Below are 13,370 nucleotides of genomic sequence, written 5' to 3' on the forward strand. Positions count from 1 at the left end.
CCGTGCTTCCGTTTGGCTGGCTGGGCGCGGCCCCGCTCGACGACAAGGGCGCAAACGTGCCAAAGGTCGAGTCTAACGGGGCGCTCGGACGGTCATGAGCCCGTGGGCAGGCGGGGCGGCCTCTGATCTCGTCAGATGAGATGGGCCGGCGTGCCGACGGGCAAGGTAAATCGGAACTCGGCCCCGCCGCGGGGGCCCCGTCCGACGGTGATGGTGCCGCCGTGGGCCTCGACGATGCCCTTGACGATGTAGAGGCCGAGGCCGGTGCCGCCGCGTTTGCTGCCCCGCCAGAAGCGGGTGAAGACGCGGCTCATCGACGCTTCGGGGATGCCGGGGCCCTCGTCGCTCACGGTGACCTCCGTCCCCACTTCTCCGTCGTCGCCCGCCGTACCGGGTCTCACCTCGATGGTGACGGTTCCTTCGCCGTGGCGCACCGCGTTTTCCAGGAGGTTGCCGAGGATCTGGTCGATCTTGTCGGGGTCGGCCCAGAGCGCGGGCAGCTGTGGCCTGATCCGTACGAAGAAGCGGTCCGGGGACTGGCCGCCGGTGGTGTGGACCTGGATGTGGCGGCCGATGGCGGCGGCGAGGTCGACGGGCTGGCGGCGCACCTCCAGGCGGCCGGAGTCGATCCGGGAGATGTCGAGGAGTTCGGCGATGAGGCGCTTGATGCGGCCCGCGTCGGCGTCGACGGTCTCCAGCATGAGCCGCTTCTGCTCGTCGGTGAACCGCTCCCACTTGTCGAGGAGCGTGGCGGTGAAGCCCTTGACGGAGGTGAGCGGGGAGCGCAGCTCGTGGGCGACGGTGGCGATGAGCTCGGCGTGGCTGCGCTCGGTGCGGCGGCGGGCGTCGGTGCCGCGCAGCGAGACCACGACGCGGCGGACGGGGCCGGTGGGGTACTCGCGGACGTACCGGGCGGAGACGAGGACCTCGCGGCCGCCGGGGAGCAGCAGATTGCGCTCGGGCTGGCCGCGGCGGGTGGCGAGTCCGCCGTACGGGTCCGTCAGGGTCCACCAGCGGCGCCCCTTGAGGTCCTCCAGAGGGAGGGCCTGGTCGAGGGGGAGGCCGAGGGCCCGGTCGGCGGGTACGGCGGTGATGCGGCCGGCCGCGGCGTTGAAGCACACGACCCGGCCGGTCTCGTCGGCGACGACGAGGCCGTCGGGCAGGTCGTCGGGGTGGACTCCCGCGAAGGCGGAATCGGAACCGGAACCGGCTTCGACATCGGCATCGACAGCGACAGCGACAGCGACAGCGACAGCGGTACGGGGACCGGAGTCGGTACCGGTGGCGCGGGGCTCGTCGGCGGGTGTACGGGCGGCCTCGGGCCGCTCCGGGGCGTGCGGCGCGTCGCTCCGTGCCTGTGCGGGACTGTCCGTGCCGAGCGTCATCCCCGTACCCCACCTCTCCGTGTAGCGCAGTGGGCCCCCGAGTGCGTCACTCTACTGGGCGCAGATGCCGGAATGGACCCCTCAGGCGGAGGTTCGGGGGCGCTGCGCGCGGGCGGAGGCGTACAGGCAGACGGCGGCGGCGGTGGCGAGGTTGAGGCTCTCGGCCTTGCCGTGGATGGGGACGCGGACGACGGCGTCGGCGAGGGCCCTGGTCTCCTCGGGCAGGCCCCAGGCCTCGTTGCCGAAGATCCAGGCGGTGGGCCCGCCCATGGTGCCGGCGTCCAGTTCGTCGTCGAGGTCGTCCTGGCCCGCTCCGTCGGCGGCGAGGATCCGTACGCCCGCGCTCTTGAGCCCGGCGACGGCCTGTTCCACGGGGACGCCGACGGCGACCGGCAGGTGGAAGAGCGAGCCGACGGAGGCCCGGACGGACTTGGGGTTGTAGAGGTCGACGGAGGCGTCGGTGAGGACGACGGCGTCGGCTCCGGCGGCGTCGGCGCAGCGCAGCACGGTGCCGGCGTTCCCGGGGTCGCGGACGTGGGCGAGGACGGCGACCAGCTTGGGCTTGGCCGCGACGATCTCCTCGAAGGGCGAGTCCAGGAAGCGGCAGACGCCGACGATGCCCTGCGGGGTGACGGTCTGGGAGACCTCGGCGAGGACGGCGTCGGAGGCGTGGTGGACGCGGGCTCCGGAGGCGAGGGCGGCCTCGATGATCGGGGCGTACCGCTCGGCGGCCTCGACGGTGGTGAAGAGCTCGACGAGGGTGGGTTCGCCGCCGGCCCCGCGGTGCTCGACGGCCTCACGGACGGCCTGCGGGCCCTCGGCGATGAAGAGGCGGTCCTTGCCCCGGAAGTTGCGCTTGGCGAGCCGCCGGGCGGCGACGACGCGCGGGGAACGCGGGGAGATCAGCTCGGGGGTGACCATGAGGTGCGGCGGTTCTCTCTTCGAGGGGGACGGCGACTTCGGGGGCCGACGCACCCGGACCCGCAGGCGCACGCGCCTGCGGGTCCGGGCAGAGGTACTGCGGCCTGGAAGATCAGGCGGCGGCCTTCGGGGCGTTGACGTCGGCCGGCAGAGCCTTCTGCGCGACCTCGACCAGCGCGGCGAACGCGTTGATGTCGTTGACGGCCAGCTCGGCGAGGATCTTGCGGTCCACCTCGATGTTGGCGGCGTTCAGACCCTGGATGAGGCGGTTGTACGTCATGCCGTTCTGACGGGCAGCGGCGTTGATGCGCTGGATCCACAGACGGCGGAAGTCGCCCTTGCGCTTCTTGCGGTCGTTGTAGTTGTAGACCAGGGAGTGGGTGACCTGCTCCTTGGCCTTGCGGTACAGGCGCGAACGCTGACCGCGGTAGCCGGAGGCCGCCTCGAGGATCGCCCGGCGCTTCTTGTGGGCGTTGACTGCCCGCTTGACGCGTGCCACTTGTTAACTCCTTGTAGCGGGGTCGTGGTGGTCCTCACACGACCCGAAAAACGAATGGATCCCGGTCTGAGCCGGATGCCCCCGTCGCCGAGGGCGGGAGATCAAGATCAGATGCCCAGCATCTTCTTGATCTTGGCGGCGTCACCCGGGGCCATCTCGGCGTTGCCGGTGAGGCGACGCGTCAGCTTGGACGACTTGTGCTCGAGCAGGTGGCGCTTGCCGGCGCGCTCGCGCATGATCTTGCCGGTGCCGGTGACCTTGAAGCGCTTCTTGGCACCGGAGTGCGTCTTGTTCTTCGGCATCGCGCCGTATCTCCTCGTCAGTGGCGCTCCCCCGGTGCGGACACCGGACTGCGGGAGCGTCAATTCTTAGTTTTGGTGGTTCCGGGCGGGTCCCTGGGCTGCCTGGGTGGCAGCCCGTCGGGTCACGCCTCGGGGTTCTCGACCGGAGCGTCGGCCGGAGCCTCGGCGACCGGAGCCTCGGCGACCGGAGCGTCGGTGGCCGGAGCCTCCTCGACCGGAGCCTCGTCCGCCTCGACCTCGTCGGCCGCCTCGTCGGCGGCGACGCCCTGGCGCTCGGCCTTGCGTGCGGCCTGGGCCTCACGCGCCTCGGCCATGGCCTCGGTCTTCTTCTTGTGCGGGCCGAGAACCATGATCATGTTCCGGCCGTCCTGCTTCGGGTTGGACTCGATGAAGCCAAGCTCCTCGACGTCCGACGCCAGCCGCTGAAGCAGCCGGAAACCAAGCTCGGGGCGGGACTGCTCACGACCACGGAACATGATCGTGATCTTGACCTTGTCGCCCTGCTTGAGGAACCGGACGACGTGACCCTTCTTGGTGTCGTAGTCGTGCGGGTCGATCTTCGGCCGGAGCTTCATCTCCTTGATGACCGTGTGCGCCTGGTTCTTGCGCGCCTCACGGGCCTTCATGGCCGACTCGTACTTGAACTTCCCGTAGTCCATGAGCTTGCACACGGGCGGACGGGCGGTCGCCGCTACCTCGACCAGGTCGAGGTCGTACTCCTGTGCGAGCTCCAGGGCCTTGGCAAGCGGAACAATCCCGACCTGCTCGCCGCTGGGTCCGACAAGTCGCACCTCGGGAACGCGAATCCTGTCGTTGATGCGGGGCTCGGCGCTGATGGATCCTCCTAGGTAGCACCACGCGACCGCCTGGCGGACGGACGCGCAACGTCTGTTTCAGTGAGACCAACCGAGCCGGCGCATAAAAAACGCCCCGGACGGGACACAGGCGGGGCTCCACGGAAATACCGGAGCACCGTCGCGATCAACCGCGGGGCGCAAACTCGGGCGGTTCCATCGTCCGTACGGAACGATGGGGACCACCTGACCGGTGACCCGCCACCCGTGAGGGTGGTCAGGTGGGAGTACGGAGCCTCCACTTGTGGGCCGGGCACATAGGTGTCCGGCCGGTCGTTACACAAGGTTAGCAGGACCCGAGCCCGTACGCGAACGGGGACGGCGGCGACGGGAAGACGCGCCGGTCGGCTTATCGTGTGAGGCATGAGCGAGACGCCCCAGAACCAGTCCGCGGACTCCCCCGAATCCCCCGACTTCGACGCCATGACCCGCGACATCGCGGAGGTCCCCGCGGTCGAGGTGATCGTGACGGTCGCCGTCAACCTGATGAGCGCCGCCGCGGTGAAGCTCGGGCTCACCGAGGAGGGCGACAAGTACAAGGACCTCGACGAGGCCCGCAAGCTGGTGCACGCGCTCGCGGGCCTGCTGGACGCCGGCGCGACGGAGGTCTCCTCCTTCCACGCCGCTCCCCTGCGGGACGGCCTGAAGTCCCTCCAGCTCGCCTTCCGCGAGGCGTCCCTGATCCCGGACGAGCCGGGCCAGGGGCCGGGCGAGAAGTACACGGGGCCTGTGTACGGCTAGTCCGGAAGTACGGGGTCGCCCCCGGAAGAGAGCAGTCACCGGACCGGTGTACGGCTCGGACTTGCTTTCAGTACTTCAACGCTTCAACGCTTCACGTAGAAGGGCTCGCCCGGAGGCGTGGCCGAGGCCGGCAGCAGTGCCAGGTCGAGGCCCCGCACCAGGCGGGCCCTCAGTGTTTCGTCGGCGGCCAGGGCGCGGGCGACGCGCTGGGCGGCCTCCACCGCGGTGGTGTCGCCGTCGAGGACCAGGGCGAGCGTGCCGTCGGCGGTGCCCGGGCCCAGGTGCGCGCGGAGGACCGCGGGCTCGGCCGCGACGGCGGCCCGTACGGCCTCCCGTACGGCCGGGTCGTCGAGCGGGTCGGCGCTGGAACGGCCCTCGGCGAGGGCGAGCAGCGCCGGTCCCGTCAGCTGGTACGACACGGGGCCCGCGAGGTCCAGGACGACGGTGTCGGCCTTCTCGTGCGCGGCGGCCTGGAGCGCCTGGTGGAGCGGGACGGCCACGGGCCGGGCCTCCGGGTCCCACAGGGCGAGCGAGGCGATCGAGGTGAACGCGGGCAGGGCCCGGCGGTCGCCGGCGGTGAGGGTGGGGACCGCCATGTCGCTGGTCTTCTCGCGGCGCAGGCCGTTCTCGTCGGTCTCGACCTCGCCGAGGACGGCGACCACGGGGACGAGCAGCCGCGCGCCCTTGAGCGCGTCGAGGACCGGGCCGTGCGCGGTCCTGTCCTCCGCCCAGGCCGCGAGGGCCGCGGCGAGCCGCGGGTCGGCGGTGCCGTCGTCGTCGGAGAAACCGGGGTCCGGGATGTTCTTGAGCGCCACGCACCGAGCCTAACCGTCGGCGGCGGCCGTCCCGTCCGCCGGGTCCTCGACGTCGACGTCGACGCCTGTGACTGCGTATGAGTATGCGTATGCGTCGGCGTCGGCGTCTGCGTGGGACGTCAGCGGGTGCGCCGGGTGCGTCCGAGCGCGACGGCGGTCAGGAGCAGCAGGGCGCCGAGTCCACCGGCGGCGGGGGCGAGCAGGCCGAGGGGGCGGCTCGCCTCGACGGGGGTGGTCGGACCGGGGCCGAAGTACCGGCCCCGGTAGCCGGTGGTGGCGTTCTTGGGGTCGCCGCCCTTGCGCGCGGCGCCGGCCTCGATGGCGGCGGCCGGGTCGACCGTCCCGTACCCCTTGGAGTCGCTGCGGCCGCCCTTGGGGCGGTTGCGGGCGGTGTCGATGAGGAGCTGCTTGATCTGGGCCGGGGTGAGGTCGGGGTGGGCGGACCTGACGAGGGCGACGGCGCCGGAGACGAACGCGGCGGCGGCGCTGGTGCCCCAGCCCTCGTAGTAGCGGCGGTCGGGGTCGGCGATGACGATGTCGTCGCCGGGGGCGCTGACCGTGGCGTACCAGCGGCGGGTGGAGAACGAGGCGTGGGTGCCGTAGCGGTCGACGGCGGTGACGGCGATGACGCCGGGGTAGGCCGCGGGGTACGAGATGTGGTCGCCCTTCTCGCCGCCGTTGCCGGCGGAGGCGACGACGGAGACGCCCTTGGCGAGGGCGTACTGGACGGCGGCGTCCTCGCCCGCGTCGGCGTGGGCGGACTTGGAGTCGTCGCCGAGGGAGAGGTTGATGACGTCGGCGCCGTGGTCGGCGGCCCAGCGGATGCCCTCGGCGAGGGCGGTGCCGCGGGTCTTGCGGGCCTTGTCGCGGGACTTGTCGGCGCTTTCGAGGATGACCCGGACGGGCAGGATCCTGACGTCGGGGGCGATGCCGAGGACGCCGCTCTCGTCACCGGGGCCGTGGCCGTGTCCGGCGATGATGCCGGCCATGGCGGTGCCGTGGCGGGCCCAGGCACGGTCGCCCTTGGAGGCGCCGAAGCCGATGAGGTCGTGGCCGGGGAGGACGGAGCCGGCGAGGTCCGGGTGGCTCGCGTCGACGCCCGTGTCGAGGACGGCGACCGTGATGCCCTTGCCCTTGGTGGTGCTCCAGGCGTCCGTGGTGTGCAGGGCCTCCAGGCCCCACTGGCGGGCGCGGATGGTGTCCGCGTGGGCTGGGGCGGTGGTCGCGGGGAGTACGGAGAAGGCGGCGGCGAGGAGCACGGCGGTGGTCGCGCGGGCGGGGGTGGCCGTCCGCGCGGGAGTGGTCGCCGGGGCGGGAGTGGTCGCCGGGGCGGGAGTGGTCGCCGGGGCGGGAGTGGTCGCCCGGGCCGGGGTGGGGCGGGTCACCGGGCGTTCTCCTTCTCCTTGACCGCCGCGGCGACGGTCTTGCGCAGCAGCGCTTCGAAGCGTCCCGTGATGCCCTTGGCCTCGTGGCCGAGGCCGGACTGGGCGGTGGCGTCGGTACGGCCCCGGGTCATGGCCCGGTCGGCGGGCTGCGGGCGGTCGACGGCCCGGCCGTCGGCGAAGCCGGAGACGGCGGTGACGACGACGGGGAGGTCGGCGGGGGCGCTCAGCCACCAGCTCGCGCGCTGCCGAGCGCCGAAGCGGGCCGCGACGGTGGAGGGTCCGGAGAGGGCCGGGGGGACGTCCTCGCCGAGACGAGCGGTGAGGCCGCCCTGGCCGAGGGTGCGCTGCGCGTCGGCGTCGGCGCGGGTGAAGACGAGGCCGACGGTGACCACGCTGCTGGCGGTGGCGTCGGTGTACGTGGCGCGCAGGACGCGCTCGCAGCCGAGCGGCGTGAGGGTGGCGAGGAGGCCCTTGGCCAGGACGGCGGGCGAGCAGCGGGTGTCCGGGGCGACGACGATCCGGGTCCAGGTGCGGTCGGCGGCGCCGGGCCCCGCGCCGGGGCCGGCGAGGGTGCGGGGGAAGAGGGTGTCGACGGGGGCGTTGTGCCAGAGGTCCTTCGCGTCGGTGTACCCGGCGGGTTCGGCGGGCCCCGCGGGGTCGGTGGAGGCCAGCCATATCCCGGCGAGGGCCCCGCCGATGAGGCCGACGCCGAGGACGACACAGGCCGTGACGGCGAGGACGCGCCCGGTGCGGCGCTCGCGTACGGGCCGCAGCCGGGTGGTCGTCTCGACGGGCGCCTCGGGCGGCAGGGCACCCGCGAGCCCGTTCCCGTACGCGGGCCTCGACAGGTGAGGCGAGCGGGCCGTGTCACGGATCGGCCGGAGCCGGGTGGTGGTCTCCACCTCGGGCAGGTCGCCCGCTCCGTGCGGCGCCGCCCAGTCGCGGGCGGGCGCGGGCGCCTGACGGGGCGACAGCGGCGCGGAGGCCGAGCCTGCGCCCGTACGGGGGCGCGGCGGGGCCGCGGTCGGCTTGGGGGGCGTGGGGGCGGCCGGGCGGGGCGGGGTCGGGGGGTACGCGGGCGCCGGGGTACCCGTCGCCGTGGGCGCCTTCGGCGCCGCTGCCGTCGCGGGGCGCGGCATGGGCTGTGGGCGACCGGTCGCCGTGGGGCGCTCGGACCCGCCCTGAACGGCCGGCGCCGGAAGCGACGCGGGGGCCGGGGCCCTGCTCGCCGTGGGGCGCTCGGGGGCCACCGGAGAGGCCGGGGAGGCCGGAGGGGCCGGGCGCTGCGGCGCCGCAAGGGGCGCGGGTGCCGGGGCCCTGCTCGCGGCGGGGGTCTCCGGGGAGGCCGGGCGGCGCGGGGCCACCTGCGGCGCGGGGGCCGGGGCCCTGCTCGCCGTGGGGCGCTCGGGGGGCTCCGGGGAGGCCGGGCGGCGGGTGGTCGCCGGCGGTGTCGGTGCCGGGGTGCCCGTCGTCGTCGGTGCCTTGGGGCCCGGCGGTGCCGGGGGTGCGGGTGGGGTCGGCAGGAGGGCGTCGGTGATGCGGGACGTGGGGCGCGGGTGTTCGCTGGTCATCCCCGTCCCCCGCTCGTGTCGACAATGCCCGTCACTCTACGGGCTGTTCCCCGCCGTACGGGAACCCGGGCGGACCGCGGCCGGGGGCTACCCACCCGTATACCTGTCTGGCAAGCTCGGGCCATGACTCCCCGCGCCGCCGACCGGGCCCGTTACGACCGTGCCACCGCTCATCTCGACGCGCCCGTGGCGATCGTCGACCTGGAGGCCTTCGACGACAACGCCGCGGATCTCGTCCGCCGGGCCGCCGGCAAGCCGATCCGTGTCGCGAGCAAGTCCGTGCGCTGCCGCGCGCTCCTGGAGCGGGTGCTCGCGCAGGACGGGTTCGCCGGGATCATGTCGTTCACGCTCGACGAGTCGCTGTGGCTGGCGCGTGCCGGGTTCGAGGACGTGCTGCTCGCGTATCCGTCGGCGGACCGCGCCGGCTTCGCGGAGCTCGCGCGGGACCCGAAGCTCGCCGCCGCCGTGACCGTGATGGTCGACGACGTCGCGCAGCTCGATCTCATCGACGCCGCCCGCGCGGGTGGGGCGGAGGAGGTCCGGGTCTGTCTGGAGATGGACACGGCGCTGGAGCTCTTCGGCGGGCGGGTACGGGTCGGGGCTCGGCGTTCGCCGCTGCGCACCCCCGCCGACCTGGCCGAGCTGGCCCGTTCCGTGGTGCGGCGCCCGGGTTTCCGGCTGGTCGGGATCATGGCGTACGAGGGGCACGTCGCCGGCGTCGGCGACGCGGTCGCGGGCAGGCCGCTGCGTTCGCGGGCGATCCGGCTGATGCAGTCCGCCGCCCGCCGGGAGCTGGCGGAGCGCCGGGCGGCCGTCGTCCGTGCCGTACGGGCGGTGGCGCCGGACCTGGAGTTCGTGAACGGCGGCGGCACCGGAAGCGTCCAGCACACGGCCGCCGAGGACGCGGTGACGGAGATCGCCGCCGGTTCGGGGCTCTTCGTGCCGCGTCTCTTCGACAACTACACGTCCTTCAGCGGGCGTCCGGCCGCGCTCTTCGCGCAGCCCGTCGTCCGGCGCCCCGGCGTGGGCGTGGTGACCGTGCTCGGGGGCGGCTATCCCGCGTCCGGGGTGGCGGGCCCGGACCGACTGCCCGTGCCGTATCTGCCGGAGGGGCTGCGCTACGACCCTCAGGAGGGTCCGGGCGAGGTCCAGACCCCGCTGCTCGGCTCGCCGGCCGACGACCTGCGGATCGGCGACAAGGTGTGGTTCCGGCACGCGAAGGCCGGTGAACTGTGCGAGCGGTTCGACCGGCTGAGCCTGGTCGAGGGCGACCGCATCACGGCCACCGTGCCGACCTACCGGGGGGAAGGGCAGACCTTCCTCTAGGGCCTGTCCGGCGAATCAGGCCCCGCGACCCCGGCCATGATCCGGCCTGATCGACAAGACACCCCCTAGCCTCTCCGGCGGCGGAGTGCGGCTGGTGAATCCCTCCAAAGTCCGGCCGGGGATCCTTGTGCCGGTCAAGATCACCACGTGTGTCCCGACGGCCGCAGACTGGCGGGACGGGGTGGCCGAGGCGGCCGCCTCGTCCTTGTCGTGACGACACACCTGGGGGACCACACCGTGAGCGAACGCGTCATCGCGCCCAAGAGCCGGGGCTTCCTGTTCCTCGATTCCCACCCCGACGGCTGCGCCCGGCTGGTGGACGAGATGTGGCAGGCCGTCCCCGCCGCGGTCGATGCCGAGGCCGAGCGGCCGGTGGCTCTGGTCATCGGCTCCTCCGCCGGGTACGGCCTGGCCGCCACGATCGCGGGCCTGGCCCGGGTCGGCATCCGCGGCATCGGCGTGTGCTTCGAGAAGGCGCCCGCGCGGCGCACCGGCACGGCCGGCTGGTACCGCACCGCCGCCACCGCCCGGCTCGCCCGGCAGCACGGGCGGGACATGGTCTTCCTCAACGGCGACGCGTTCGGCGACGCGATGAAGGAGCAGGTCGCCGACCTCTTGGCCGAGCGGTTCGGCGGGCGGCTCGACTACCTGATCTACTCGGTGGCCGCCCCGCGCCGCACCGACCCGGACACCGGCGACGTGTACGCCTCGGTGCTCAAGCCGATCGCCGAGCCGTACACCACCAAGACCCTCGTCTTCGACGACTCCGGTGCCCCGGAGGTGAAGGAGGTCACGACCGCGCCGGCCGAGGGTGACGACATCGAGCAGACCGTGGCCGTGATGGGCGGCGCCGACTGGGAGCGGTGGATCACGTTCCTGGCCGACCGGTCCCTGCTCGCCGACGGCTTCACCACCGCCGCCCTGTCCTACATCGGTTCGCCGCTCACCGCGGCGATCTACCGGCAGGGCACCATCGGCGCCGCGAAGGCCCACCTGGAGGCCACCGCGCGCACGTTGGACGAGCGCCTCGGCAAGACCGTGGGCGGCCGGGCCGTGACCTCGGTCAACGCCGCAGCCGTCACCCAGTCCTCGACCGCCATCCCCGGCATCGCCCTGTACGTGGGGCTGCTGCGCGGTGTCCTCGGCGACGGCATGGTGGCCCCGATCGGTCAGCTGGTGGAGCTGTGGGACCGGCTGACCGGCGCCCGCCCCCTCGACCTCGACGACGAGGGCCGGGTCCGTCTCGACACGTGGGAACTCGACCCCGCCGTGCAGGACGCCGTCGCCGCGCGCTGGTCCACCGCCACCAGCGACACCATCACCGGGCTCGCCGACCTCGGCTGGTTCGGCGACGAGGTGCGGCGCCTCTACGGTTTCTCCGTCCCCGGCGTCGACTACACCGCCGCCGTCGAGACCGACGTCCCCTGGCCCGCGGCCGGCAGCGTCTAGAAGACGGTGTCCCGCTGGTCCGGGATCACCGTGCCGTCGGTGCGGCGGACCGGTTCCGCCGCGCCGTCGCCCGCCGTGTAGCCGGTCGTGGCGCAGGGGTACGGGGTGGCCTTCTGTCGCTTGGGCTCGATGAACATGGGGTTGACGAGCCAGCGGCCGTCGCCGTTCTCGTAAGCCCGGCACATGAGTTCGTTCTTGTTGCGGTTGAGGACCAGCCGCAGGCCGGTCGCGTCCCGCAGGAACGAGATGTCCGTGTCGGAGTCCCCGGCGGCGAACACCTGGCGCCGGGAGGCCGGCTGGACGCGTTCGGCGGCGGGTCCGCGCACGCCGAGGATCTCCTGGTTGATCCAGCAGCGCTTGCCGTCGACGTAGGTGATCATCTCGTCCTCGCCGTCCCGGACCGTTCCGCAGCCCTTGAGGTGGGCTGTGAGGCGGCCGTGTTCGGTGGTGTTGCGGATGCCGAGGGTGTGGGAGGGGTCGACGCCGACGCCCTTCGCCCAGACGTCGACGACGGGTTCGGGTGAGGCGGAGACGATCCAGACGTCGAAGCCGGCGGCCCGGAGGGTGCGGATGAGGTCGCGCTGCTGCTCGTAGTAGCGGACCCAGCCGGTGACCCGGGCCGTGCCGACCTGCTGGGTGGCGCCCTGTGGGGCGGCGAGGTTCTCGGCGCGGGCCGCGGCGGCGAAGGACTCGGCCTGGCGGGTGGTCCAGCCGCGCAGGAGCTGGGCGAGCCAGGCGTACTGGGGTTCCATGCGGCGGTGGTCGTAGCCGGCGAAGGCGGTCTTCCCGCCGGTGGTGGTGCCCGAGCCGTAGACGGCGAGGAGCTCGTCGGCGCAGCGGGTGTCGGTGGCCGTGGGGAGGGTGCGGACGCCGGTGGGACAGGCCTCGCCGAGGGCGGTCGCGGCCTCGGGGGTGAGGTGGCGGCTGGTGGTGGACCAGTCGCCGTTCCGGGGCGGGCGGATGCGGTCGTTGCGGAGGAGCCAGTAGAAGGTGGCGTCGCCGACGTCGTTCTTGATGACGGTGTTGTCCCAGTCGAAGACCGCGACGGGGTTCTTTCCTCTGTCGTGGCAGTGGTCGGCGATCAGCGCGTCGACGCGCGCCTTGTTCTCGCCGTACCAGCCCTCGGAGATCTTCAGGGTGGGGCAGCCCGCGGGCTTCGCCTCGGCCTGGGTGGCGGAGACGAGGCCGGTCGTCGCGAGGACGAGGGCGGCGGCGGCCGTGGACGTACGGAGTCGGTGCTGCACGGTCACTCTCCAGGTCGGTACGCGGAACAGCCGGGCGCCTTGCGACGCCCGGCTGCCGGGTGGGGGGGAGGTGGGGCGGGTGGGGTCTAGAGCGGAGTGACGTACGCGCCGGAGATGCCGCCGTCGACGACGAAGTCGCTGGCGTTGACGAACGACGAGTCGTCGCTCGCGAGGAACGCGACGGCGGCCGCGATCTCGTCGGCCTCGGCGAAGCGGCCGACCGGGATGTGCACGAGGCGGCGCGCGGCCCGCTCGGGGTCCTTGGCGAACAGCTCCCGGAGGAGCGGGGTGTTGACCGGCCCGGGGCAGAGGGCGTTGACCCGGATGCCCTCGCGGGCGAACTGGACGCCCAGTTCGCGGGACATGGCGAGGACGCCGCCCTTGGAGGCCGTGTACGAGATCTGGCTGGTGGCCGCGCCCATGATCGCGACGAAGGAGGCGGTGTTGATGATGGAGCCCCTGCCCTGGCGGCGCATGTAGGGGAGGGCCGCCTTGCAGCACAGGAAGACGGAGGTGAGGTTGACGTCCTGGACGCGCTTCCAGGCCTCCAGGCCGGTCTCCAGGATGGAGTCGTCGTCGGGCGGCGAGATGCCGGCGTTGTTGAAGGCGATGTCGACGGAGCCGTACGTGTCGAAGGCGGTCTTGAAGAGCGCCTCGACCTGCTCGGGGTCGGTGACGTCGACCTGGACGAAGGTGCCGCCGACCTCCTCCGCCGCGGCCTTTCCTGCGGTCTCGTCGATGTCGCCGCAGACGACGTTCGCGCCCTCGGAGGCGAGCCGCCGGGCGGTGGCGAGTCCGATGCCGCTGCCGGCTCCGGTGATGACGGCGGTACGGCCGACCAGGCGGCGGCAGACGATCTCTTCGGTGCTGGTCATGGG

At 73.3% G+C, this 13,370-nt stretch carries 13 protein-coding genes; 3 read left to right on the forward strand and 10 right to left on the reverse strand.

Annotated elements, in window-relative coordinates:
* Positions 1 to 131: 131 nt before the first annotated feature.
* The 5 genes from ACFC0G_RS34735 to infC form a co-directional block, all read right to left on the reverse strand.
* Entirely contained in the window at positions 132 to 1,385 is a 1,254-nt protein-coding gene (locus tag ACFC0G_RS34735) for an ATP-binding protein (RefSeq protein ID WP_376411418.1), read from the reverse strand.
* A gap of 81 nt (positions 1,386 to 1,466) precedes the next feature.
* Positions 1,467 to 2,306 carry a TrmH family RNA methyltransferase gene (locus ACFC0G_RS34740; RefSeq protein WP_376411421.1) on the reverse strand — a complete coding sequence of 280 codons (840 nt, stop codon included), beginning with the start codon at positions 2,304 to 2,306 and terminating at the stop codon, positions 1,467 to 1,469.
* Between the two features lie 112 nt (positions 2,307 to 2,418).
* Positions 2,419 to 2,805 carry a 50S ribosomal protein L20 gene (gene rplT / locus ACFC0G_RS34745; RefSeq protein ID WP_024760684.1) on the reverse strand — a complete coding sequence of 129 codons (387 nt, stop codon included), beginning with the start codon at positions 2,803 to 2,805 and terminating at the stop codon, positions 2,419 to 2,421.
* 107 nt (positions 2,806 to 2,912) lie between these two features.
* The gene (gene rpmI, locus ACFC0G_RS34750) at positions 2,913 to 3,107 is read right to left on the reverse strand and encodes a 50S ribosomal protein L35 (RefSeq protein WP_024760685.1); all 195 of its coding nucleotides are present in this window, start codon (positions 3,105 to 3,107) and stop codon (positions 2,913 to 2,915) included.
* Between the two features lie 122 nt (positions 3,108 to 3,229).
* Positions 3,230 to 3,943 (reverse strand): translation initiation factor IF-3, encoded by a 714-nt coding sequence (infC, locus tag ACFC0G_RS34755; protein ID WP_376411491.1) that lies wholly within the window; start codon positions 3,941 to 3,943, stop codon positions 3,230 to 3,232.
* A gap of 381 nt (positions 3,944 to 4,324) precedes the next feature.
* Here infC and ACFC0G_RS34760 point away from each other — a divergent pair, with 381 nt between their 5' ends.
* Complete coding sequence (locus ACFC0G_RS34760) at positions 4,325 to 4,702, forward strand: DUF1844 domain-containing protein (protein WP_376411425.1); 378 nt, start codon at positions 4,325 to 4,327, stop codon at positions 4,700 to 4,702.
* A gap of 83 nt (positions 4,703 to 4,785) precedes the next feature.
* On the opposite strand, the gene ACFC0G_RS34765 is transcribed toward ACFC0G_RS34760, so the two are convergent.
* The 3 genes from ACFC0G_RS34765 to ACFC0G_RS34775 all read right to left on the reverse strand — a co-directional run bounded on the left by ACFC0G_RS34765 (position 4,786) and on the right by ACFC0G_RS34775 (position 8,473).
* Positions 4,786 to 5,517 (reverse strand): SseB family protein, encoded by a 732-nt coding sequence (locus ACFC0G_RS34765; protein WP_376411428.1) that lies wholly within the window; start codon positions 5,515 to 5,517, stop codon positions 4,786 to 4,788.
* 119 nt (positions 5,518 to 5,636) lie between these two features.
* On the reverse strand, positions 5,637 to 6,776 hold the full coding sequence (gene mycP, locus ACFC0G_RS34770) for a type VII secretion-associated serine protease mycosin (RefSeq protein ID WP_376411494.1): 1,140 nt from the start codon (positions 6,774 to 6,776) through the stop codon (positions 5,637 to 5,639).
* 122 nt (positions 6,777 to 6,898) lie between these two features.
* Complete coding sequence (locus ACFC0G_RS34775; RefSeq protein WP_376411430.1) at positions 6,899 to 8,473, reverse strand: hypothetical protein; 1,575 nt, start codon at positions 8,471 to 8,473, stop codon at positions 6,899 to 6,901.
* A gap of 123 nt (positions 8,474 to 8,596) precedes the next feature.
* Here ACFC0G_RS34775 and ACFC0G_RS34780 point away from each other — a divergent pair, with 123 nt between their 5' ends.
* Both ACFC0G_RS34780 and fabV read left to right on the forward strand, forming a co-directional pair.
* Positions 8,597 to 9,799, forward strand: a complete 1,203-nt coding sequence (locus ACFC0G_RS34780; RefSeq protein ID WP_376411433.1) for an amino acid deaminase/aldolase — start codon at positions 8,597 to 8,599, stop codon at positions 9,797 to 9,799.
* 237 nt (positions 9,800 to 10,036) lie between these two features.
* Positions 10,037 to 11,248, forward strand: a complete 1,212-nt coding sequence (gene fabV, locus ACFC0G_RS34785) for an enoyl-[acyl-carrier-protein] reductase FabV (RefSeq protein WP_376411436.1) — start codon at positions 10,037 to 10,039, stop codon at positions 11,246 to 11,248.
* Here fabV and ACFC0G_RS34790 read toward each other — a convergent pair.
* Both ACFC0G_RS34790 and ACFC0G_RS34795 read right to left on the reverse strand, forming a co-directional pair.
* Positions 11,245 to 12,492 carry an HAD family hydrolase gene (locus ACFC0G_RS34790; protein WP_376411439.1) on the reverse strand — a complete coding sequence of 416 codons (1,248 nt, stop codon included), beginning with the start codon at positions 12,490 to 12,492 and terminating at the stop codon, positions 11,245 to 11,247. The two genes, fabV and ACFC0G_RS34790, sit on opposite strands and share 4 nt — an antisense overlap.
* Before the next feature lie 86 nt (positions 12,493 to 12,578).
* Positions 12,579 to 13,367, reverse strand: coding sequence for a 3-oxoacyl-ACP reductase (locus tag ACFC0G_RS34795; protein WP_376411442.1), 789 nt, complete (start codon positions 13,365 to 13,367; stop codon positions 12,579 to 12,581).
* Positions 13,368 to 13,370: the final 3 nt, after the last annotated feature.

Source organism: Streptomyces sp. NPDC056169 (genome assembly GCF_042268445.1).
Taxonomy (GTDB): Bacteria; Actinomycetota; Actinomycetes; order Streptomycetales; family Streptomycetaceae; genus Streptomyces.

Excerpts from the sequence above, each read along its gene's own strand:
- ACFC0G_RS34735 (WP_376411418.1), bottom strand. The coding sequence starts at position 1,385 with ATGACGCTCGGCACGGACAGTCCCGCACAGGCACGGAGCGACGCGCCG.
- ACFC0G_RS34740 (WP_376411421.1), bottom strand. The coding sequence starts at position 2,306 with ATGGTCACCCCCGAGCTGATCTCCCCGCGTTCCCCGCGCGTCGTCGCC.
- rpmI (WP_024760685.1), bottom strand. The coding sequence starts at position 3,107 with ATGCCGAAGAACAAGACGCACTCCGGTGCCAAGAAGCGCTTCAAGGTC.
- ACFC0G_RS34760 (WP_376411425.1), top strand. The coding sequence starts at position 4,325 with ATGAGCGAGACGCCCCAGAACCAGTCCGCGGACTCCCCCGAATCCCCC.
- ACFC0G_RS34775 (WP_376411430.1), bottom strand. The coding sequence starts at position 8,473 with ATGACCAGCGAACACCCGCGCCCCACGTCCCGCATCACCGACGCCCTC.
- ACFC0G_RS34780 (WP_376411433.1), top strand. The coding sequence starts at position 8,597 with ATGACTCCCCGCGCCGCCGACCGGGCCCGTTACGACCGTGCCACCGCT.
- ACFC0G_RS34795 (WP_376411442.1), bottom strand. The coding sequence starts at position 13,367 with ATGACCAGCACCGAAGAGATCGTCTGCCGCCGCCTGGTCGGCCGTACC.